Annotated in this window: 18 protein-coding genes and 1 tRNA gene; 11 read left to right on the plus strand and 8 right to left on the minus strand. The window is 48.0% G+C overall.

The genetic code is table 11. From position 1 onward, the window contains the following. Window positions 1-15 precede the first annotated feature (15 nt). Window positions 16-354: an ISC system 2Fe-2S type ferredoxin gene (gene fdx, locus QUE64_RS02855; RefSeq protein ID WP_286224304.1), complete on the plus strand. Its 339-nt coding sequence runs from the start codon at window positions 16-18 to the stop codon at window positions 352-354. 11 nt (window positions 355-365) lie between these two features. Next, complete coding sequence (locus QUE64_RS02860; protein ID WP_286224305.1) at window positions 366-713, plus strand: HNH endonuclease; 348 nt, start codon at window positions 366-368, stop codon at window positions 711-713. Between the two features lie 2 nt (window positions 714-715). Here the strand turns inward: QUE64_RS02860 and lysS are convergent, their stop codons facing one another. The 4 genes from lysS to QUE64_RS02880 all read right to left on the minus strand — a co-directional run bounded on the left by lysS (window position 716) and on the right by QUE64_RS02880 (window position 6,039). Beyond that, window positions 716-2,260, minus strand: a complete 1,545-nt coding sequence (lysS, locus tag QUE64_RS02865; protein WP_286225828.1) for a lysine--tRNA ligase — start codon at window positions 2,258-2,260, stop codon at window positions 716-718. Between the two features lie 9 nt (window positions 2,261-2,269). Then, a protein-coding gene (gene prfB / locus QUE64_RS02870; protein WP_286225829.1) for a peptide chain release factor 2 occupies window positions 2,270-3,374 on the minus strand; the annotation gives its coding sequence in 2 pieces (ribosomal slippage) (window positions 2,270-3,292 and window positions 3,294-3,374; 1,104 coding nt in all). 23 nt (window positions 3,375-3,397) lie between these two features. Then, the gene (gene recJ / locus QUE64_RS02875; protein WP_286225830.1) at window positions 3,398-5,140 is read right to left on the minus strand and encodes a single-stranded-DNA-specific exonuclease RecJ; all 1,743 of its coding nucleotides are present in this window, start codon (window positions 5,138-5,140) and stop codon (window positions 3,398-3,400) included. Then, the gene (locus QUE64_RS02880) at window positions 5,137-6,039 is read right to left on the minus strand and encodes a hypothetical protein (protein WP_286225831.1); all 903 of its coding nucleotides are present in this window, start codon (window positions 6,037-6,039) and stop codon (window positions 5,137-5,139) included. The genes recJ and QUE64_RS02880 overlap by 4 nt, the downstream gene beginning before the upstream one ends. Window positions 6,040-6,107: 68 nt before the next feature. Here QUE64_RS02880 and QUE64_RS02885 point away from each other — a divergent pair, with 68 nt between their 5' ends. Genes QUE64_RS02885 through QUE64_RS02900 form a run of 4 tightly spaced genes read left to right on the plus strand, consistent with a single transcriptional unit; the run spans window position 6,108 to window position 11,320 of the window. Continuing rightward, window positions 6,108-7,370 carry a lipoprotein-releasing ABC transporter permease subunit gene (locus tag QUE64_RS02885; protein ID WP_286225832.1) on the plus strand — a complete coding sequence of 421 codons (1,263 nt, stop codon included), beginning with the start codon at window positions 6,108-6,110 and terminating at the stop codon, window positions 7,368-7,370. After that, complete coding sequence (locus QUE64_RS02890) at window positions 7,363-8,049, plus strand: ABC transporter ATP-binding protein (protein ID WP_286225833.1); 687 nt, start codon at window positions 7,363-7,365, stop codon at window positions 8,047-8,049. The genes QUE64_RS02885 and QUE64_RS02890 overlap by 8 nt, the downstream gene beginning before the upstream one ends. A 6-nt stretch (window positions 8,050-8,055) precedes the next feature. Continuing rightward, window positions 8,056-8,868: a TatD family hydrolase gene (locus QUE64_RS02895; RefSeq protein WP_286226154.1), complete on the plus strand. Its 813-nt coding sequence runs from the start codon at window positions 8,056-8,058 to the stop codon at window positions 8,866-8,868. Between the two features lies 1 nt (window position 8,869). Then, window positions 8,870-11,320: a DNA internalization-related competence protein ComEC/Rec2 gene (locus QUE64_RS02900; protein WP_286225834.1), complete on the plus strand. Its 2,451-nt coding sequence runs from the start codon at window positions 8,870-8,872 to the stop codon at window positions 11,318-11,320. Between the two features lie 56 nt (window positions 11,321-11,376). Here the strand turns inward: QUE64_RS02900 and QUE64_RS02905 are convergent. Then, window positions 11,377-11,453, minus strand: a tRNA-Met gene (locus tag QUE64_RS02905). 207 nt (window positions 11,454-11,660) lie between these two features. Between QUE64_RS02905 and QUE64_RS02910 the strand changes: the two genes are divergently transcribed. Genes QUE64_RS02910 through radA form a run of 3 tightly spaced genes read left to right on the plus strand, consistent with a single transcriptional unit; the run spans window position 11,661 to window position 15,362 of the window. Further along, complete coding sequence (locus QUE64_RS02910; protein ID WP_458574697.1) at window positions 11,661-13,505, plus strand: potassium transporter Kup; 1,845 nt, start codon at window positions 11,661-11,663, stop codon at window positions 13,503-13,505. Then, window positions 13,505-13,999: a hypothetical protein gene (locus tag QUE64_RS02915; protein ID WP_286224317.1), complete on the plus strand. Its 495-nt coding sequence runs from the start codon at window positions 13,505-13,507 to the stop codon at window positions 13,997-13,999. The genes QUE64_RS02910 and QUE64_RS02915 overlap by 1 nt, the downstream gene beginning before the upstream one ends. Before the next feature lies 1 nt (window position 14,000). Further along, a complete protein-coding gene (gene radA, locus QUE64_RS02920; protein ID WP_286225835.1) occupies window positions 14,001-15,362 on the plus strand; it encodes a DNA repair protein RadA in 1,362 nt (453 codons plus the stop codon). Between the two features lie 6 nt (window positions 15,363-15,368). On the opposite strand, the gene prmB is transcribed toward radA, so the two are convergent. The 3 genes from prmB to dapD all read right to left on the minus strand — a co-directional run bounded on the left by prmB (window position 15,369) and on the right by dapD (window position 18,279). Continuing rightward, the gene (gene prmB / locus QUE64_RS02925) at window positions 15,369-16,238 is read right to left on the minus strand and encodes a 50S ribosomal protein L3 N(5)-glutamine methyltransferase (RefSeq protein WP_286225836.1); all 870 of its coding nucleotides are present in this window, start codon (window positions 16,236-16,238) and stop codon (window positions 15,369-15,371) included. A 61-nt stretch (window positions 16,239-16,299) separates the two neighbouring features. Continuing rightward, entirely contained in the window at window positions 16,300-17,448 is a 1,149-nt protein-coding gene (dapE, locus tag QUE64_RS02930) for a succinyl-diaminopimelate desuccinylase (RefSeq protein WP_286225837.1), read from the minus strand. Between the two features lie 3 nt (window positions 17,449-17,451). Beyond that, on the minus strand, window positions 17,452-18,279 hold the full coding sequence (dapD, locus tag QUE64_RS02935) for a 2,3,4,5-tetrahydropyridine-2,6-dicarboxylate N-succinyltransferase (protein ID WP_286225838.1): 828 nt from the start codon (window positions 18,277-18,279) through the stop codon (window positions 17,452-17,454). Window positions 18,280-18,458: 179 nt separating this feature from the next. Between dapD and smc the strand changes: the two genes are divergently transcribed. After that, window positions 18,459-21,974 (plus strand): chromosome segregation protein SMC, encoded by a 3,516-nt coding sequence (gene smc, locus QUE64_RS02940; protein WP_286225839.1) that lies wholly within the window; start codon window positions 18,459-18,461, stop codon window positions 21,972-21,974. Continuing rightward, window positions 21,974-22,996 (plus strand): cell division protein ZipA C-terminal FtsZ-binding domain-containing protein, encoded by a 1,023-nt coding sequence (locus tag QUE64_RS02945; RefSeq protein ID WP_286225840.1) that lies wholly within the window; start codon window positions 21,974-21,976, stop codon window positions 22,994-22,996. Before smc ends, QUE64_RS02945 begins: the two co-directional genes overlap by 1 nt. Window positions 22,997-22,999: the final 3 nt, after the last annotated feature.

A 22,999-nucleotide genomic window follows, 5' to 3' on the forward strand; every position in this document is an offset into this window, starting at 1 on the left:
CTTGAGATAAACGTAATGACCCAAATTGTTGTCTTGCCCCACTCTGAGTATTGCCCTGATGGCGCAGTGATTGAAGCTGAACCAGGGGCCAGTATTTGTGAGACCTTGCTTGCTAATGATATTGAAATTGAACATGCGTGCGATATGGTGTGCGCTTGCACCACCTGTCATGTCATTGTGCGCGAAGGATTTGCAAGTCTTAATGAGCCTGATGAAAATGAAGAGGATATGCTTGATCGCGCCTGGGGTCTCTCCCCGCAATCTCGCCTATCGTGCCAGGCCATTGTGGCCAAAACAGATTTAGTGATTGAAATCCCAAAATATTCGATCAATCACGCCAAAGAAAATCATTAGTCGTAAAGTCTATGTTGGGTCGGATTCGCCAAAAGCAAATTGATTCAATCGATGCGGTATCAGTAACCCCCAACCCTATGATTTGCCCTATTTGCGAGCGCGAGATTCCTCCCGCCCAAATGGATGCACATCATCTGATTCCACGCTCTAAGGGTGGCAGGGAAACACAGTATTTACATCGAATCTGTCATCGTCAGATCCACGCTTTATTTACCGAGACCGAATTAGCAAGACGTTTGAACTCGGCAGAAGCGATTCGCCAACATCCGCAGATGCAACGCTTCATTGAGTGGGTGAAAAATAAGCCAGATGGCTTTTATGAGCGAGTTGCTAAAAGCTCTCGCTTAAAAGAGTATTAGGTTTATTCGTCTTCCCGACGTAAATGAGGAAACAGGATCACATCACGAATATTGGGTACGTCGGTCAGTAACATCACTAATCGATCAATGCCAATCCCGCAGCCTCCGGTAGGGGGCATACCGTACTCAAGCGCCCGAATGAAGTCGTGGTCAAAATACATGGCCTCCTCGTCGCCGGCATCCTTTTGCGCCACTTGTTTTCGAAAACGCTCGGCTTGATCCTCGGCATCATTGAGTTCCGAGAAACCATTTGCAATTTCACGGCCTGTAATAAAAAGCTCAAAACGCTCGGTTACTCCTTTGCGAGTGTCAGACTCGCGCGCCAACGGACTCACTTCGATGGGGTAGTCAATAATGTACGTCGGATCCCAAAGGTGCTCTTCAGCTACCAGTTCAAATAAGGCAAGCTGTAATGCTCCCAAACCAGCGTTTTTTAGTGGCGGAGCGTTCAGGTCTTCGCCACCTTTTTTAAGTTCACTGCGAATAAATTCAGGATCCTCTAGTTGAGTCGCGGTATAGGATTTTTTCGAAAGAGGACTGTACTTTAAGATCGCCTCGGTAATGGTCAGACGGTCAAAGGGTTTGGCAAGATCCAGTGGACGACCTTGGTGGGTCAGGGTTGCAGTCCCCTGGGCATCGATGGCAGCGCTACGAATGAGATTTTCAGTGAAATCCATGAGCCACCGATAGTCGGTATAGGCTGCATAAAACTCCATCATGGTGAACTCGGGGTTATGCCTAGGACTTACACCTTCATTACGGAAATTACGATTGATCTCAAAAACCCGTTCAAAACCACCTACGATTAGGCGCTTTAGATATAACTCTGGAGCGATACGCAAAAACATTTGCATATCAAGTGCATTATGGTGGGTAATAAATGGTTTAGCTGCAGCTCCACCTGGAATCGGATGAAGCATGGGCGTCTCGACTTCCATGAACTGTGCGTCAGTCATATGACGACGCAACGAAGTAATCACTTTGCTGCGCGCCAAGAACGTATTTCGGCTATCTGAATTCACAATCAAATCCACATAGCGTTGCCGATACTTCAATTCTTGATCGGCAAGACCATGGAATTTATCGGGCAGGGGGCGTAAAGACTTGCTTAAAAGTCTCAGTGTTGAACACTCAATCGATAACTCACCCTTGTTCGTTTTAAATAAATAGCCTTCGGCAGCAATGATGTCGCCTAAATCCCAATGCTTAAAGGCCGCATGAACATCACTGCCAGTGACATCATCACTGATGTAAAACTGAATTTGACCAGTACGATCTTGAATGGTTGCGAAGCTGGCCTTACCCATCACTCGCTTTAGAACCATCCGACCAGCAACTTTCACATGAACACGTTTGCTGGCCAATTCTTCTTTATTAAATGAGTCGTAATGCTGATGAAGGTCGGCCGCCAAGTGAGTTGGTACAAAATCATTGGGGTATGCAATGCCTGCTTGGCGAAGCTTTGCTAACTTCTCACGTCGCTCAGCAATGATGTGATTTTCATCTTGCGCAGGAATTGGCGGATCTTGTTGGTCTAAGTTACTCATAATGGAATCTCACACGCCCTGTTTAAGGCTGGCCTCAATAAATGCGTCGAGATCACCATCCAAGACTTTCTGGGTGTTCGAGATCTCAACATTGGTTCGTAAATCTTTAATGCGACTTTGATCAAGCACGTAAGAGCGGATTTGATGCCCCCAGCCGACATCGGTTTTGCTAGCCTCTAACTTATCTTGTTCGGCACGTCGTTTACGCATCTCATGTTCATATAGGCGTGATTTGAGCATACTCATTGCCTCAGCTCGGTTGCGATGCTGGCTACGATCGTTTTGACACTGCACCACAATGCCCGTTGGAATATGAGTAAGACGAACCGCAGAGTCAGTCTTGTTAATGTGTTGACCGCCAGCGCCAGAGGCGCGATAGGTATCAGTACGAATATCGGCAGGATTGATCTCGATTTCGATCGAGTCATCAATCTCAGGGTAGACATAAATGCTGGCAAATGAGGTATGGCGACCGCCCGAGGAGTCAAATGGTGATTTACGGACTAAGCGATGTACACCCGTTTCGGAACGGAGGTGACCATATGCATATTCACCATCCACCTTGATTGTGGCACTTTTGATGCCAGCGACGTCACCGTCAGATTCTTCCAAAATCTCGGTTTTATAGCCTTTGCGCTCGCAGTATTTGAGGTATTGGCGATACAGCATGCTGGCCCAATCACAAGCTTCGGTACCCCCGGCCCCTGCCTGAATATCGATAAAGCAGTTGCAGGGATCCATTTCATTATGAAACATCCGCCTAAATTCGAGATCCGCAATAATTTTTTCATAAGTACCTGCATCCGCTTCAAGAGATAGCAGGGTATCTAAATCATTCTCGGCGCGAGCAAGATCCATTAGCTCCATGCTGCTAATAATGTTTTGCTGCAAATCAGTTAGGGTGCTCACTACGCCTTCAAGTAACTTTTTTTCTTTCCCAAAGGCCTGTGCTTGTTTTGGATCATCCCAAATTTTGGGATCCTCCAAAATACGATTGACTTCAATTAGGCGATTTGATTTAGCATCAAAGTCAAAGATACCCCCGAAGGGCTTGCTCGCGAGCGAGGAGATCTTTGAAGGCGTTGGTAATTTGATTGAGTTGTTCGGCTTCCATTAGCGAATTATACGGGTAAGCGCCTAATGGAGTGGGTCGTCGATGGCCTCAATGATCAGTTGGATACGGGCCTCTTCGCGAAAACGATCACTCACTAGACGAAATGCCAAAAATGCGAGCTGCGGTAGTGTTTGGGTGCGATTAAACCAAACTGCTGATACGACGGGGGTATCACTTTCGTCCTGCATAATTGGGCGTAGTGAAAGACGTAAATGTTTATCTTTCATTAACGACTGTTGTAGTACCTGAAATTCGCCATAAAAGAGTGGTTGCGGAAAACCTTGTCCCCAGATCTCTTGCACCAAGCGGTCAGCAATTTCAACAGTAAATTGATCTGGGCTCAAGGAACCATCATGGATACAGCGCCTTTGTAAAATTTCATCATCGAGCAGGCTTGCGCTGATCTCTCGAAAGCAATTCTCAAAGTCATCAAAGTCGGATTGGCGAATCGTTAGGCCCGCAGCCATGGCATGGCCGCCAAACTTCAAAATAAGCCCAGGATATTTTTTTGATACTAAGTCAAGCGCATCACGCAGATGAAAGCCCTGAATCGACCGACCAGAGCCACGCAGCAATCGAGCGCCAGAGTCATCATCGGCAGGTGCAAAAACAATCGTTGGGCGATTAAAGCGTTCCTTTAGTCGCGAGGCGACAATGCCCACCACGCCTTGATGCCAATCAGGGTGCCATAAGCAAAGTGCGGGTTGTTCATTCACGGATAAATTAGCAAGGCTCGCAAGCGCGGATTCTTGCATACCGGATTCGATCACGCGCCGCTCTCGATTAATGCGATCAAGCTCTTGTGCCAGAGATCTTGCGCGAACCTCATCGTCACATAGGAGCAATTGAATTCCTAAGCTCATATCGGCTAAGCGACCAGCAGCATTTAGGCGAGGCCCAATGGCAAATCCCAGATCAAAGGGGCTGGCAGCTCTGGGATCTCGTCCAGCCACCTCAAATAAGGCTAGCAATCCTGCTGGCGCAAGACCCTGACGTATTTTTCTGAGACCTTGTGAGACCAAAATGCGGTTATTGCGATCGAGTTGGGCAACGTCTGCCACCGTGCCAAGCGCCACTAAGCTAAAGAGCTGCTCGAGTTTTGGCTGGGTCTCGACAGTAAATACGCCTCGCTCTCGTAACAGGGCTCGTAAGGCAATCAAAATGTAGAACATCACACCAACGCCCGCTAGTGCTTTGCTAGAAAATGGACATCCTGGCTGATTGGGGTTGACTATTGTTAGAGCGTTTGGAAGTTCCTCGCCGGGTAGATGATGATCAGTGACCAGAACATCGATGCCGTGTGTCTTGGCATAGTCAATTCCTTGATGGCTAGCAATTCCGTTATCAACCGTAATTAGGAGCGATGGTCTTGGATTGAGTTCAAGCGCCATATCAACCACCTCGGGGGTTAGCCCATATCCCATGGTAAAGCGATTGGGAACCAAGTAACCCAATTGCTGGTCAGATGCCCCTAGCATGCGTAATCCTCGCAGGCCAACAGCGCAGGCGGTTGCGCCATCACAGTCGTAATCAGCGACGATCACCATCGATCGTTTTGAGGTTATTGCATCTGCTAATAATCTCGCGGCTGTCTCGCATTCCTTCAGTGACGAGGGTGGTAGTAAATGCTTTGCCTCAAGACTTAAGTCGGAGTACTCCTGAATGCCTCGAGCAGCGTATAAGCGGGCAAAGAGCGGATCAATGCCATGCCCCTCTAAGCTTGTAGTAACTTCATTTGGGTAGGCGCGTTGGCTGAAAACACTCATGCCTGTAATTCCTCCCAGGTCGGTGGCTGATTTTTATGCCAAAACTTCCATGCAGGTCCTCGATAGTCTTTGGCTCGAAGCGTGCGCTTGCGAATGCCTTGCGGAAAATCAATTAGCGTGATTTCTAGGTCAAGTTCGAACATCGCTTGCACCAGTCTTGGCCATTGTTTGTCAATATCCTTTAACCACACAAAGATATCGCTTGCTTGTTGTTCCCACTCAACAGTTTGGGATTTCAGAAGAGGGATGCCACACTGTGCAGCAATCGATGTCATCCAGGGATGATCACTAATAATTTGCGTAGCATTAGTTAATTCAGGCGAATAAGTAATATCGGTTGCTTTACCAATCCCATATACCCAAACTGAATTAATTCGGGGCAATCCTTGCGCCTCCCGTGCCTCATTAATGGGGTGAATATGCCAGCGCATTTGGATTTCGTTCTGAACCCTGCGCCAACGTTTGGCTAAACCTGACACGACGGTATCTTTTGGAAGCCACCAATCGATATTACGGCCTGTGGCTTGTGCCAGGCTGTGGGTGTAGAGTGATTGATAATCACTTGCTGCATAAACCCAGGCATAGCCATTATTTGAAATCGGGATCATTCCCTCTTCGCCGAAGATGGTGTTTGCCTCCTCCATCAAGATCATGACTTCATCGCTAGATACAGTCAATTCCGATAACGGAAGTAGGACGAGATGATCGCGAGTCGCGTGTAAATGAACCGGTTCAATACATAGCTGAACTTGATTATTCGGATTTGTATGCAGGGCACTACCAAGTGCAAAGGAGTCGCCAATCAGATAGCGCTCATGCGGCAAAGCTTTGGGCGCACGCTCAACATCGTGATTAATCTGATCTTCGCCAGGCAGGAGAATGCTAATGTGATGACTCATGACCCTAATTTTAGGTGGCAATTACTCAATTTGCTTAGTAGGCGGTGCCAATTGCTTAAACTGTGAAGATGTGGAAGATTCCGATTGAGCTAGAGATAGGCCTTAAGTACACGCGCTCACGACGCAGGAAAGCGGTTGGTCAGCGTGATGGGTTTCTATCCTTTATTTCTGGGATCTCCATGGCGGGGATCGCTTTAGGGGTAGCGGCTCTAATCGTAGTGCTCTCGGTCATGAATGGGTTTCAGAAAGAGGTACGAGACCGTATGCTTTCGGTTCTCTCCCATATTGAGATTACCTCCCCAAGTGGTTTGGTCGATTGGGAGCCAATCGCCGAGACACTTGCAAAACAAGCTCATGTTCTCGGGGTTGCCCCAATGGTAAGTTCCCAGGGTCTTTTATCTCGAGCTGAATCAATGCGCGGGGTTGCGTTGCGAGGCGTGGATCCAGCCTTAGAGGGTCGAGTATCTGATCTGCCCAAGCAATTGATTGTGGGTTCAATGAGCGATCTCAAGCCCGGGCAATTTGGGGTTGTATTAGGAACCCAACTGGCAGGTACGCTTGGTGTAAGGGTGGGTGATCGCGTAAACCTATTAGTTCCAGAAGGTGATTTGACTCCCGCCGGCATGATGCCGCGGATGCGCGCTCTCCAGGTAGTTGGCATGGTGGATAGTGGTCACTATGAATACGATAGTACTTTGGCAGTGATGCACTGGAAGGATGCTGCTGCCTTGTTGCGAATGACCGATCCGACCGGTTTGCGGGTAAAAGTTGATGACATGCAAAAAGCTCCTGAAATTGCGGTGCGTCTAGCTCAGGTCGTACCGCAAGCGCTCTGGGTTAGCGATTGGTCACGCTCTAATCGCAATTGGTTTGCTGCAGTCCAAACTGAGAAAAAAATGATGTTCATTATTTTGACCTTGATTATTGCGGTAGCAGCATTCAACTTAGTTTCCACTCTAGTAATGACTGTGACCGATAAGCAGGCCGATATTGCGATTCTTCGAACCATGGGAGCGAGCGCGGGACTCGTACAGCGCATATTTTTAGTGCAAGGTTTGGCGATTGGCTTGTTGGGCTCGCTCCTAGGCGTTGCATTTGGATTACTTATTGCTCTTAACATCGATGTGATCGTGCCATTTATTGAGACTCTTTTCCGAGTACAGTTCTTGCCAAGAGATATTTATTTCATTAGCCAGCTGCCATCGGATGTGCGTCTCGATGATGTACTAAAGGTAGGAGTCATGGCTTTTGTTCTATCGATTCTTGCGACGATTTACCCAAGCCGTAGAGCAGCGCAGGTCAAACCAGCCGAGGCATTGCGCTATGAGTAAGCCAGTTCTGAAAGCGTCCAAACTTGCTAAAACCTATGGAGTAGGTATTAATACTGTTGAAGTATTGAAAGCAGTCGATTTGGAGTTAAGTCCGGCCGAGAAGGTTGCGATTGTGGGATCCTCCGGCTCGGGTAAGAGTACTTTGCTTCACCTTTTGGGGGGATTGGATACGGCAAGCGCTGGTGAAGTAGAGCTAGCAGGTCAATTACTCAATCGGATGAGCCCGAAGGAGCTTGATCAAATCCGTAATGAACGCCTAGGCTTTGTATATCAGTTTCATCATCTGCTTGACGAATTAACAGCGCTTGAGAATGTCGCCTTGCCTTTACGTATTAGAGGCCTGAGCCAGGAAGAGGCAGAAGCCCCAGCCCAGATCCTATTGGATGCGGTTGGCTTAGGAAAACGTCTGCATCACACCCCAGCAGAGTTATCGGGTGGGGAGCGTCAACGCGTTGCAGTGGCGCGCGCCTTAGTTGGAAAACCCGATTGTGTGTTGGCCGACGAGCCAACTGGTAACTTGGATACTGAGACTGCTGATCGGGTATTCGATTTAATGCTCGATATTGCTAAAGAGCAAGGTACCGGATTTTTGATTGTGACCCATGACCCGATTCGTGCTAAACGCTGTGATCGTATTTTGCGCCTAACCCGCGGTGTACTCGAGCCATTTGGGGAATAGTAAGTGATGTGGCTTGATACCCATTGCCACCTCGATGCCCCAGAATTTTTGAGTGATATCGAGAGCATCGTAGAGCGTGCAAAATGTGCTGGCGTAGCCGGTATCTTATTGCCTGCAGTACGAGCCCAAGATTTTGAGGCCGTTCAAGAGCTTACCCATCGGTTTAAGGGCGACATTCCATATTTAGTCTATACCTTAGGGATTCATCCCCTGTTTACCGATCGTGCTAGCGAAAGTGATCTAAAAACGTTAGAGACTGCAGTAGCCAATGCTAAAAATGACCCTCACTTTGTCGGTATTGGTGAAATTGGCCTCGATTATTTTGTTGCTGAGTTAGATCCGCATCGACAGGCTCTATTCTTTCATGCGCAACTAGACTTAGCCCAACACTATCAACTGCCGGTGATCTTGCATGTTCGTCGCTCTCAGGACATGATTTTGAAGGCGCTTCGCCAACGAAATTTAAGTGGCGGCATTGCCCATGCATTTAATGGCAGTTTTCAGCAGGCCCACCAATTTATTGATCTTGGATTCAAACTGGGTTTTGGAGGCGCGGCAACTTATGAGCGTGCTTTGCAAATTCGTAGGCTTATTCAAGAGTTGCCAATAGAAGCTATCGTGACCGAGACCGATTCGCCAGATATTCCACCAGCATGGTTACGCTCTGAACAAGGGCGTCGCAATGAGCCGGCATTTTTACCTCGTATTGCGCAGGTGTTGGCAGAAATCCGTAGCGTGCAGCCAAACACCTTTTCACAAGCAGTTATCCGCAATGTCAGTCAGGCCCTACCGCGCTGGGGCCAGCTTCTGAACCAATAACGTGCTCCGCATCGCAATTACGGCATGGATTGCCGGAGGGTCGGCTTTTCTCTTTTTACCCAAATTACCGAATCACGGCCTCGAGATCAGCATTATTTCCGGAATTATTTTGCTGAGCGTTAGCTATTACTTGCGAGATCGTAATCGCACCTTCGCATGCGTAGCGCTTGTGCTAGCCTTGGGATTATTGGGGTGGGGATATCACTTTCATTATGCAAAGGAGAGACTTTCATCGCCCTTACCAGTTTCTCTTGAAGATCAAGAATTAACGATCCGGGGATATGTCGATCAACTACCTAGTGGTGATCGTCAACATCAGCGCTTTGCTTTTGACGTGGTTGAATGGAATGATGATCAATCTGAGACCTTGCCAAGAAAAATCTACTTGAGTTGGAGTGGGGCGTGGCAAAAAAATCGTTTGATTCCGGAGCTTGTCCCCGGTGAGGAGTGGCAATTTGTTGTCAAACTCAAAAGACCACATACCTTAATGAATGACCATGGCTTTGATTTTGAACGATGGATGTTTCATCAAGGCTTTGGAGCAAATGGTTCAGTTAGGTCGGGTAAGCGAATTCAGGAGTCTCGATGGATTTCATTAAAAACAGCCATCGAGTATCAACGCTGGCGACTTCGCAATAAGATCAAAGCGGCTCTTGAGCCTTCTGCTCCCTATGTTGGGGTATTAGTTGCCTTAGTGATTGGCGATCAAAATGCCATTGCGCAATCCGATTGGCGGGTATTTAATGCCACCGGTGTCGGCCACTTAATTTCCATATCGGGCTTACATGTCACGATGCTCTCTGGATTGGGTGCCATGCTGGGGGCTTGGATATGGCGTCGTCGTGAATGGCCGCTCATGATTCCTGTTCAAAAAGTAGCAGCTGGTACTGGATTACTCACTGCATTTTTATATGCATGGTTAGCTGGATTTCAAATACCAGCCCAACGAACGCTCTACATGGTTGGGATTGTGGCTTTTGCACTCTGGACCTCCAGAATTCCACGCGCCTTTGATATTTGGTGGATTGCACTCTTGCTGGTTCTGGTAATTGATCCTATGGCCCCTTACACCCCAGGATTCTGGTTGTCGTTTGGAGCGGTAGCCATCATTTTGTATGGCATGGGTTCCTCATCAAGTCTCATTGGTATACCAAATGGGAGCGAGTGGGAGCGCAGTCGACTCGAACGACTCAAACAAGCCTTCCTTGAATCTTGCCGCTTGCAATGGATTGTGACCATTGCGTTGATACCTTGCACTTTATATTGGTTTTACCAGGTATCCATCGTGTCTCCATTCGCCAATGCGCTAGCAATCCCAGTGATTAGTTTTGTTGTGACCCCTTTGGCGATTGCTGGCGCGATTCTTCCTGAGTGGTTTGCACCAATCCTTCTCCAACTCGCCCACGAGGCAATGGAATGGACGGCGAAATACCTGAACTGGCTTGCAAAATTTGACTGGGCAGTGCATTGGTCTCATCAACCATCACTCTGGGCAATGGCTTTATCGTTTTTAGGGATCTTTTGGCATATTCGTCCGGGTCCGATGGCAAGCCATCGAATGAGTCGCATTGTGGGGCTTGTCCTTTGCATCCCTTTATTTTGGCAAGTGACCGATACCATTAATCATGGTCAATTTAAGGCATATGTATTTGATATTGGTCAGGGCGCTGCAGTCCTAGTTGAGACCAAATCGCATCGACTCTTATATGATGCTGGTCCACTTTCTGGAAAAAATGACAATGCTGGAGAACGGGTATTGCTTCCTTACTTTCGCGGAGAGGGAATTGATCGATTAGACCGATTGGTTATAAGCCATAAAGACTCAGATCACATAGGGGGTGCAAACACTTTGATGAAGAACTTAAATATTCAATCATTCTTGGGAACGATGCCCGAGCATCATCCCTTAATGAATGACATCCAACAATCAGCCATACCAGCATTACCCTGTCAGTATGGTCAAGAATGGCAATGGGATGGCGTAGATTTTAAAGTCTGGCATCCATCTGAGGAGGTAGACTTCAAAGCAGAGTCTCATCGCGGAAAGCCCAATGAAAATAGTTGCGTGCTAGAGATCCGCAATGCCAGCACAAGCTTCTGGTTAACAGGCGATATTGAAAAACGTGGAGAGCATGCACATGCTCGGCGCCTAGAGGAAATGGGTTATCAAAGGCCCAATAAAGTGGTGGTCATGGCCCCGCATCATGGTAGCAAAACATCATCATCTCAAGTGTGGCTAGATGCCATTCAACCGACCGTGGCATTTTCTCAGCATGGATATCGAAACCGGTATGGGCATCCACATCGTGTTGTGAAAGAACGATATCGGGATAATCAAATTCCGTTTCTAGAGACAACCACTACTGGTGCTCAACATTGGCATGCTATGACAAACGAGCTGATTGTTGATTTCGTGAGACAGAAGCGAAAGCGATTGTGGCATCACGACTAGCCAATCACGGTGAATACCTAAAGATAGGCATTCTGAGTCGGAAAGGCTTGAGAGATTGGTTGCGGGGATAGGATTTGAACCTATGACCTTCGGGTTATGAGCCCGACGAGCTGCCAGACTGCTCCACCCCGCGCCTGAGCCTTAGATTCTACCATTTTTTACTTTCACCTGTCGAGCTTTTCCCTGTTTTAAGTGGTTTAAAGGGCGTATCATAGCCACAAGATCATTTTTACCCAATTGTTGAATGACGATTAGTAAGCCTGAGTACTCCAATTCATCCCTATTAGAGCCAGTCGAAATCTCGAGTAGTGGTGAGCATCAGAAGAAGAGTTTGCCAATCATGATGCTTGCGGCTTTGGGAATCGTCTTTGGAGATATTGGTACAAGCCCGCTGTATGCTCTCAAAGAATGCTTTAGTCCAGATCATGGCATTGCATTCTCGAACGAAGCGCTATTTGGAGTGATCTCCATGATGATCTGGGCGCTTCTGATTGTGGTGACCTTCAAATATGTCTTTGTCGTTATGCGTGCCGATAACAAAGGCGAGGGTGGTGTCTTATCTTTAATGGCGCTTGCCCTGCGCTCCATGAAAAGTGATTCAAAGCAGTATTTCATGGTGATGGTTCTTGGGATGCTGGGTGCCTGTATGTTATTGGGTGAGTCTGTGATTACCCCAGCGATTTCAGTGCTTTCTGCTGTTGAGGGTATTGCGGTAGCAACCCCCAACTTGGCAGACGCAGTAATCCCAATCTCATTACTAATTTTGGTTTGTTTATTCATAATTCAGAAATACGGAACTGCTGCCGTGGGCCAACTCTTTGGACCTATTACTTTGGTATGGTTTTTGGTCTTGGCTGGTTTGGGCGTGATGAATATTGCGAAGTCGCCCGACATTATTTATGCGTTTAACCCTCTGTATGCCATCAACTTCATCTCCGATCATCCGGTTACGGCTTACATTGTTTTAGGCGCTGTAGTCTTGGTGGTAACCGGTGTTGAAGCCTTATATCTTGACATGGGGCATTTTGGAAAAAATCCTGTACGTCTTACATGGCTAACAATCGCTTTGCCTTGCTTGCTTCTTAATTATCTGGGTCAAGGTGCTCTGCTGTTATCAAATCCAACTGCTATATCAAACCCGTTTTATCTCATGGTTCCAGAGTGGGCGTTGTGGCCTATCGTTGGTTTAGCAACCGCTGCAACCGTGATTGCATCTCAGGCGGTCATCTCTGGTGCCTTTTCCATGGTGAATCAAGGGATCCTACTGGGCTTCATTCCCCGTATGAATATCTTGCATACCTCAGTTTCAGAGCGTGGTCAGATTTATATACCTGCTGTTAACTGGGCGCTACTAATCATGGTAATCGTTACTGTGTTGGAGTTTAGGGAGTCTGTGAGTTTGGCGGCAGCATACGGACTTTCGGTTACTTCCACGATGCTGGTGACCACTATTTTGTTAAGCATTGTGATGCGTCGTGAGTGGCATATTAATCCAATCATTATTTTGTGCATGATCGTGATGTTTTTGGTGATTGATATTGGCTTCTGGACTGCTACCTTAATCAAGATCAAGGATGGTGGTTGGTATCCCATCACATTAGCTCTAGTGATGTTTACCTGCTCACTGACTTGGTACCGGGGGCGCAAACTCTTACGTGATAAATTGATTGTTGAATCTATTCCGCTTGAGGGATTCATTAAGAATCTGTTGGCTCATCCACCGCATCGAGTCGAAGGCACCGCTATTTTTCTGACCCCGCATATTGATTTTGTACCGGCGGCAATGCTGCATAACTTAAAGCACAACCATGTCATGCATGAACGTGTCTTTTTCTTAAAGCTGAGTACCTGGGACGTGCCTTTTGTCCGAGATGAAGATCGCTTATCTCTGAAAGACCTTGGTGGAAATGTTTATGTTGTGCGCAGTGTGCATGGCTTTAAAGAAACCCCTGATATCAATAAAGTACTTGAATTAATTACCAAGCAGTATGGGTTGCCATTTGATTTAATGGATACTACCTTCTTCCTCGCGCGAGACGCCATCACGCCATCTAAATCTCCAGGAATGGCCGTTTGGCGCGAGCGTCTCTTTGCTTGGATGATGCAAAATGCTGCTAAGCCATCGGATTTTTATAACATTCCGGCTAATCGCTTAGTTGAGTTGGGTGCTAAGGTCGAGATTTAATGAAGTACGCCGATCGATTTTTAACTGTTGCTATTCTTTTTGGATTGACGATTGTTCCAGTCAATGCATCAACAAGTGACGAACTTGAGCTTGAAAAGTTGAATCAAATCGAGGCTCAACTAACGTTGCAGCGTGAATGGGTTGAATATCGTTGGAAGAAAACGAGTGCGGAGTGTTATGAGAAGTTTTTCGTAAACTCCTGTCTTGGCGATGCAAGAGCTAAGTATCGGAAAGAAATCGATCCGATTCGGGCACAAGAAGTATTGCTCAATGAAAACCAACGCATTATTAAAGAGCGTATCAAGACTGAACGCGATGCTCGCAGGGCTGCTGAGCGGGCTGATCCGAAACGTGCACAAGAACGCGCTGAGAATGAAAAAGCATTTTTACAAAAACAAAAGGATGCGGCAGCCCGTGCTGCAGACTTAGAGGAGCGTCGTAAAGATGCTCCACGACGTGCACAAGAGAATAAATCTGGTGTGAAATTAGACTGATATGGCAAAGACCAAAACCCTCTATGTTTGCCAAGCGTGTGGAGGCAGTTCTCCTAAATGGCAGGGCCAATGTCCTGCATGCGATGCATGGAACACGCTTGAAGAGTCTTTGGCTGAGACCGCCAACCATCGTTTTCAGGGATTGGCCAAGTCAATCCCGCGACAAAAATTAGTGAGCATTGAAGCACAGGATTCGCCTCGTTTGCCCACAGGAATTACGGAGCTCGATCGCGTGCTGGGTGGGGGATTGGTAGCCGGTGGAGTAGTTTTGCTCGGCGGTGATCCTGGAATTGGTAAATCCACCTTGCTATTGCAAGCCCTCGCTGAGCTCAGTATGCAAGGGATTGATGTTTTATATAGCTCCGGAGAGGAGTCTGCTGCTCAAATTGCCTTGCGAGCTCAACGTATTTCTTTAAATGCACCTCAGCTTGAAATCTTGGCAGAGATTCAGTTAGAAAAGTTATTGCTATCGGTTGAAGCTGCGCAGCCGCAGGTATTGGTGGTTGATTCTATCCAAACTTTATATTCCGAGGCATTCACATCCGTACCTGGATCAGTCGCTCAGGTGCGTGAGTGCGCCGCCCAGTTAACACGTCTCGCAAAGTCAAGTGGCATCTGTGTTTTATTGGTTGGTCACGTGACCAAGGATGGTCATCTAGCTGGTCCACGCGTACTTGAACATATTGTCGATACGGTTTTGTATTTCGAGGGCGATACCCATTCGTCATTTCGCTTAGTGCGCTCGATTAAAAACCGCTTTGGGGCGGTCAATGAGCTCGGCGTCTTTGCGATGACCGAGAAAGGTCTCAAGGGTGTCAACAATCCGTCCGCTCTTTTTCTATCGCAACATCCGCAAACGGTGCCCGGCTCCTGTGTATTGGTAACGCAGGAGGGGAGTCGGCCACTGTTGGTTGAGATTCAGGCGCTGGTTGATACGGCGCATATTCCTAATCCTAGACGCCTAGCGGTTGGCTTAGAACAGGCGCGTTTGGCCATGCTGTTAGCGGTCTTGCACCGTCATGCTGGAATCGCTTGCTTTGATCAGGATGTGTTCCTAAATGCAGTGGGTGGTGTCAAAATTACCGAACCAGCTGCCGATCTTGCGGTTTTGCTTGCGATCACATCATCAATTCGTAATCGTGCTCTACCAAAACATTTGGTGGTATTTGGTGAGGTTGGCTTGGCTGGAGAAATTCGCCCATGTCCGCGCGGTCAGGAGAGACTCAAGGAGGCCGCTAAATTGGGATTCAAGATTGCAATAATTCCAAAGGCTAATTTGCCAAAATCCAAAATTACCGATTTACAAATGATCGCAGTTGAGCGGATTGATGAGGCCATCGCTGCTATCAACGACCTGTATTAGAAAATGCTAGCGGCGTAAATCCTCTGCCTCAATCAAGCATACCTGCCGATCACCCGCTGATACATCCATCCAAATCGGGGAAAGATGCCCAAAAGCTTTTTGGAAATGATCATATTCATTGCCAATCTCAAGCAATAATGCGCCGCGTTCATGAAGGTATTCGCCAGCGGAGCGAATGATCTCACGGACCAGATCCATACCATCTGATCCACCAGCCAGTGCCTCACGCGGCTCAGCACGATATTCTGGAGGCAGGGCTTGCATTGACTGTTCATTTACATAGGGTGGATTACAAACAATTAAATCAAATCGTAAATCCTGTTGGGCAATTGGTTCCCATAGATCGCCATGCAGTAATTCAATGCGATCGCTTAAGTGATGGCGATCAAGATTGCGAGCGGCCAGAGCGAGAGCTGGCAAAGAGAGATCGCTAGCCACAACCTGCAAGTCGGGGTAATAAAGGGCCATGAGAACCGCCAGTGAACCATTACCGGTGCATAAATCAAGCACCTTGCCATCTGCGGGTAACCAAGACTCAAGCGCTTCATGAGCGATTAGCTCGGCGATGAATGAGCGCGGAATGATGCTTTGCGGAGTGCAGTCAAACGGCACCCCCATCAACCAAGCTTCGCCCAAAAGGTAGGCGAGAGGTTGACGTGACCCAATCCGTTTTTGAGCCACCGCGAAAGCCTTTTGGCTAAGCTCTCCAGAAATCATGGAGTCTAGATGCTCAAGAGTTTCTGAAGGCGATCGCTCTAATTGTTTGCTGACAATCCACAATGCCTCGGCCTCTGCATTACTCGCACCATGTCCGTAATGAAGATCAGCCGATTCCAGAAGACTTTGAATGCGTTGACAACACGCATCAATTGTCATGCTGGGCAAATTGGTTGTTATGGGAATGGGGTCCATGGGCAATAGCTTACCCAGCAAATCCTTAGGCAATTAGTTTTTCAAGTGCGCGACGATAGATATTCTTCAGTGGCTCAATGGAGTCGAGCGCCACGCGTTCATCAATCTTGTGACTGGTTGCGTTCACAGGTCCAAACTCAATCAGTTGGGAGCAAATCTTTGCAATGAATCGACCATCGCTGGTGCCACCGGTAGTTGAGAGCTCTGTATGAACTTGGGTTTCAGCCAAAATGGCTTCGCGCATCGCACCCGCTAATTCGCCATCGCTGGTTAAGAACGGTTCGCCACCTAAGGTCCAGTCAATGCTGAACTGAAGCTTGGCGTCTCGCAAGATCGATTCAACCCCGGCTTTTAACTGCTCTGGCGTACTTTCGGTGGAGAAGCGGAAATTAAAGTCAATCACCAACTCGCCCGGAATGATATTGTTTGCACCGGTACCGGCATGAATGTTTGAGATCTGAAAACTAGTCGGCTGAAAGTATTGGTTGCCGCGATCCCACTCTTTGGCAACCAGTGCCGCAAGGGCCGGGGCAACTTCATGAATGGGATTACGACCTAAATGAGGGTAGGCAATATGCGCCTGAACCCCTTTGACTTTTAATTTCCCCGAAAGCGATCCGCGTCGCCCATTTTTGATCATGTCGCCTAAGCGCTCTACGGAGGTGGGCTCACCAATGATGCAGTAATCCAGTTTTTGACCCCGCTTTTTAAGGAGGTCGCATACGACTACGGTCCCATCATGGGCAGGCCCTTCCTCATCGCTGGTAATTAAGAAGGCAATTGATCCAGAGTGATTCGGGTGCGTCTGTACAAATTCTTCGGTTGCCACTACAAAACCGGCAAGGGAAGTTTTCATATCCGCAGCGCCACGACCGTACAGAAATTGATCGCGCTCAGTAGGGGCAAACGGGTCATTAGTCCACTGCTCGAGTGGTCCGGTTGGAACAACATCCGTATGTCCAGCAAAGGCTAATACTTTGCCTTGGGAGTTTTTACCTCGTTTGATTGCCCAAAGATTGGTCACTTGAAAGTGTTCTGGACCGCTGACGATGGTTTCGACCTCAAAGCCAATTGCTGCTAAGCGCTTTGCAATCAGCTCTTGGCATCCGCCATCCGCAGGAGTCACCGAGCGACATGCAATTAGCTCTTTAGTGAGCGTAAGGGCCGTATTCATCAATTAGTCACGCAAGAGTTCATTAATAGCCGTCTTCGCTCTGGTTTGAGCGTCAACCTTTTTCACAATCACTGCCGCATACAAGCTGTATTTACCATTGCTTGCTGGAATCGATCCTGGAACCACGACGGATCCTGCCGGAACACGACCATAATGAACCTCACCAGTTTCGCGGTCATAAATCTTGGTACTCTGGCCAATATAGACGCCCATTGAGAGAACGCTGTTTTCTTCAATCACCACTCCTTCAACCACCTCGGAGCGAGCGCCAATAAAACAGTTGTCTTCGATGATGACAGGACCCGCTTGAATGGGCTCTAGGACACCACCAATACCTACGCCGCCAGAGAGGTGAACGTTTTTACCGATTTGCGCACAGGATCCAACCGTGGCCCAGGTATCGACCATCGTACCTTCGTCCACATAGGCGCCAATATTGACATAGGAGGGCATGAGCACAACATTTTTGCCAATGAATGAGCCGCGACGAGCAAAAGCGGGTGGCACTACCCGAAACCCACCTTTGGCAAAGTCTTCGGATGAGTAATTTACAAATTTGCTGGGTACCTTGTCGTAAAACTGGGTAAAGCCACCGGCTGACATTGGCTGGTTGTCTTCAAGGCGAAACGAAAGCAATACCGCTTTTTTGACCCACTGATTGACATCCCATTGACCGACGCCTCGTTTTTCGGCAACCCGAATTGAGCCATTGTTGAGACCGTCTAAAACAGTGCTAACTGCTTGTTTAATGTCGACCGGTGCTGAGCTCGGAGATAAATTCCCACGGTTTTCCCAGGCTTGTTCAATAGTGTTTTGGAGGGCTTGCGTCATAAGGTGTAGATAACTATAGGATTGATAAGGATTTTTAGAAAAAACTGAAATATAAATACTTAATAGTCATTATATTGGGGCTTGTACGGAAGGGTTAAATGGTCCTGGGATTGTTATCATCTTGGATTAGAACGTTTAGACCATTAATCCCCTAATTTGCCTTACTAAGAAGAACATCCGTGCAACTGAAATCAATCAAATTATCTGGCTTCAAATCTTTTGTTGACCCAACCCATTTTGAGTTACCTGGCCAGTTAATTGGTGTGGTTGGTCCGAATGGTTGTGGTAAGTCGAACATTATTGATGCGGTTCGCTGGGTTCTAGGAGAGTCACGGGCGAGCGAGTTGCGCGGTGAGTCGATGCAAGACGTCATATTTAATGGCTCTGGCTTACGTAAACCATCTGGTCGGGCCAGCGTAGAACTCATTTTTGATAATGCCGATGGTCGTGCACAAGGTCAATGGTCTAGTTTTGCTGAGCTCTCAGTTAAGCGTGTCTTAACCCGCGACGGTAACTCAAGTTACTACATCAACAATCAGGTGGTACGCCGTAAAGACGTGCAAGATATTTTTCTTGGAACCGGCCTTGGACCGCGTGCATACGCGATTATTGGCCAAGGCACTATTTCTCGTATTTTGGAGTCCAAGCCCGAGGAGTTACGCGTTTTTCTAGAGGAGGCTGCTGGCGTCTCGAAATATAAGGAGCGCCGCAAAGAAACCGCTGCCCGCTTAGAAGATACTCAGGAGAATCTCGTTCGCGTTCAGGACATTTTGCGGGAGCTAGAACAGCAGTTAGCACGTTTGGAAGCACAGGCTGAGGTGGCTAGTCGTCATAACGAACTGCTGACTCAGATGAAATCGCAGCAGCAATTACTGTGGTTTGTAAAGCAAACCGAGTCAGGTAAGGAGCAAGAGAAACACGCCAACTCCATTCGTGAAACCCAGGTCAAATTAGAAGAAGAAACTGCAAAGCTGCGTCACGCAGAGTCCGAGCTAGAAACGATGCGCACGCAGCAGTATGCACTGCAGGACGTGGTATCCAAAGCACAGGGCGATTTATACGAAACCAATGCGGAAATTAGTCAAGTTGAAGCCGAGATTAAATACGTTCATGAATCCCGCCAACGCCTTCAAGAACAAGTAGCTGATTTGCAGGCCCAACTTGATCGCTGGACTACGCAAGAGAAGGAGGCTGCTCAAGCGCAGCGCCAGGCCGAGCAAGAGTTCCGGGCTGCGAGTGAGAACGAAATAAAATTGCAAGCAGAGTTTGGGGCTCTGCAAGCGCAAGCACCTTCCTATGATGAACGTTTGCAGTCGGTAACCCAAGCACTCGATGGCGCGCGCGCTGCATTGGCAAGCCTTGAGCAGCGACTTGTTAGTTTGCAAGAGCGGATTCATGCTGGTGAAGCCCAGTTTGAAGACGCCACCTCACGGTCGACTCGTTTACACGATGAGTTGACTACCATGCGTAAACCAGATGATCAAGCCTTGCAAATGGCTACGGATCGTCACATCATGGCTTTACGCAAAGCAGATGAAGCAAAAGCTAAGGCGCTTCAAAACCAAGAGCACGTGCCTGTCACCGATGCCAAGCGGCAAGCTGCATTGGATCAGATTCAAAAAGCAAATCAGGATGTGCAGCAAAGCGAGGCCAAACTCAGCGCACTGGCTGCTTTACAAGCAAGTGTTCAAGCACAAGGCAAGATTGGCCCTTGGTTAGAAAGTAAAGGCTTAAAAGAGAGTAGACGCTTATGGCAGGAGCTTAAAGTTGAAAAGGGTTGGGAGCCCGCTCTGGAGTCAGTATTACGCGAGCGCCTAGCGGCATTAACCGGTAAAAGTCTGAATGAGACTCTAAGCCTTGCTAAAGAGGCGCCACCAAGTCGCTTAGCCATTCTTTTGACCGATGATTTGGAGTCTGGGGAGATTAAGGCTCCATCGGGATTTGTGCCATTTATCTCACGTGTGCAGGCATCTGGTGTCATCGCCAATGTTTTGCAAGAGTGGTTGAGCAATATTTATATCGCTGATACCTTGGAGGATGCGTTACGGCGACGTACACAACTCACCCGTGGCGCTGCTTTGGTCACCGCACAAGGACATTTGGTGACGCGCGCTGGTGTCCAGCTGTATGCGCCTGATTCTGAGCAGGCGGGAATGTTGGCTCGTGCACAAGAGATGGCAAGCCTTGAGAAGCAACTTAAGGCGCAACAGTTAATTCAGAGCGAGTTGCAAAGCGAGCTCGAGCAAGCTAATGCGAACTATCAGGCTGCACTTGCTGCTGCCGATCAATCCCGAGTTGCCGCAGAGCAAGCCGTTCAAGAGGCGCATGCCTTTGAAGTTGAAAAAATGCAATTAGTGCAAGCTAAAGAGCAGTACAGTACTCGGGCTGCACAAATCGATTCTGAGTTATCGGAAATTAATCAACAGTTAAATAGTATTTCTGTGGCGAAGACTCAAACTGAAGAGCAGCTCCGGGATACGAACGCACAAAAATCAGACCTGGAATCTCAGCTCTCAACTGCTCAGAATGACCTGGAGCAAGCTAGTGCTGCTCGCGAGGAATTACGCCTTGCTTTGCGTCAAGCCGAAATGACTGCTCAAGAAGCCACATTTAATACTCGCTCCTTACAGCAACGCATCAATGATCTACAGCGTGATCAAAGTACTGCTAGAACCCAAATTATGGAGCTTCAGGACCGCTTTGATGCTAATCAAAACGAGCTAAAGACCTTGAGTGATGAGGCAGCGCAAAACAAATTACAAAGCTTGTTGGGCATCCGTTCTGAGCGCGAGGCTTCGTTAGCAAAGGCTAGAACCGAGCAAGAGGCGATGCAGCACCAGTTACGTCAGGCGGATGAAGCGCGTTTAATGCTTGAGCAAACCCTACAGCCGATGCGCGACCGAGTGGTTGATCTGCAGTTGCGAGAGCAAGCAGCTCGCTTGAGTTATGAGCAGTTCACAACTTTATTGAATGACGATGAGGCGGATTACCAAGCACTTGCTGAGCGCTATAGCCCAGATCTGCGTGCGAGCAGTCTGCAAGGAGAGGTCACTCGCCTTAATAATGAGATTCAATCATTGGGACCCGTCAACATGGCTGCTCTTGATGAGCTATCGAGTAGCCGTGAGCGCAAGTCATTCTTAGATGCGCAATCAGCCGATTTAAATGAGGCGATCCAGACATTGACAGATGCGATTGCAAAGATTGATGCTGAGACACGTGATCTATTGCAAGGCACATTTGATCAGGTGAACACCCATTTTGGGCGATTGTTCCCTGAGCTCTTTGGTGGTGGTAATGCGCAGCTCGTTATGACAGGCGAAGAGATCTTAGATGCAGGTGTCCAAGTGATGGCGCAGCCGCCCGGTAAGAAAAATAGCACAATTCATTTACTCTCCGGTGGGGAGAAGGCTCTGACAGCTATCGCCTTAGTCTTCTCCTTATTCTTACTAAATCCAGCACCCTTCTGTTTGCTCGATGAGGTGGATGCCCCCCTTGATGATGCGAATACGATGCGCTATTCTGAGATGGTCGCACGGATGTCAGATAAAACTCAGTTCGTCTTTATTTCACACAACAAGATCACCATGGAAATTGCCAGCCAATTAATTGGCGTAACGATGCAGGAACAAGGCGTATCGCGGATTGTTGCTGTTGATATTGCGTCGGCTGTTTCGATGGTGGAGGCGGCTTAATGCCGCTTGATCAGTTTGCATCTCAATTGGGTTTGTCAGAGCTTCAACTGGCGCTAGGAGCTTTTGGGGTTCTGTTCCTTACTTGGGTGGTGATCTATAACGTTCGCAATGCTCGAGCAAAATCCAAAGCAATCGAAGAGCGTATTGAGCCAAGCTCTAATGTCACTGATGAAGAACTAATCGAGGCACCCCCTGTTTCTGTCGATACAGTAAACCAAGGCCCGGCACCTCAAACGATTGATCCCCGGATCGATTGCGTGATCACTCTGCGTTTTAACCAAGCCATTTCTGGGTTGGAGATTTTGGAGGCTCTTAAATCGTGGAGCGATCTACCAATTGCGTGGATGGCCGATGGGCTTTATGCAACTGGCGCAAATGAGGGTGTTTGGGAGCCCCTAGAGGCAGATCATTCGTATCTTGAGATTCAGCTTGCAGTTCAACTCGCTAGTCGGCGTGGCCCCATTGGGGTCCTTGAGTTATCGGACTTTTGTTCCCGTGTTCAGGTGTTGGCAGAGTCCTTGGATGCCCAAATTGATATGCCAGCTGTAAATACTATGCTAGAGAGCGCAAAAGAACTGGATGCCCTTGCTGCGCAAAGCGATATTTTGTTGGGAATGAACATTGTGTTTGATCAGCAAACATGGTCTTGGCCCCATATTGAGTCAGCCCTTACCCAAAGAGGCTACCGCATGAGCCCTCAGGAATATGCCTTTGAATATGCAGTCGATGGTAAGCCAGTATTTCGGACGGGGACATTTGATCGGCAAGCGCCAATTGGACAAGTCACTTTCTTGCTGGAAGTGCCTGTGGTTGCACAACATTTGCGACCCTTTGAGCTGATGCTCAATGAGGCTGCGGATGTGGCACAGACCTTGCAAGGACGCTTGGTTGATGACAACGGAGTTCACTTAACTGAGAACTCGGTGTATGTGATTCGCCAACAACTTGATTCTCTTTATGCTCAGCTTGACAAAGCAGGCATCCCTGCAGGGTCCGGCACGGCACTCCGTTTATTCTCTTAGGAC

Source organism: Polynucleobacter sp. HIN7, assembly GCF_030297595.1.
Classification (GTDB): domain Bacteria; phylum Pseudomonadota; class Gammaproteobacteria; order Burkholderiales; family Burkholderiaceae; genus Polynucleobacter.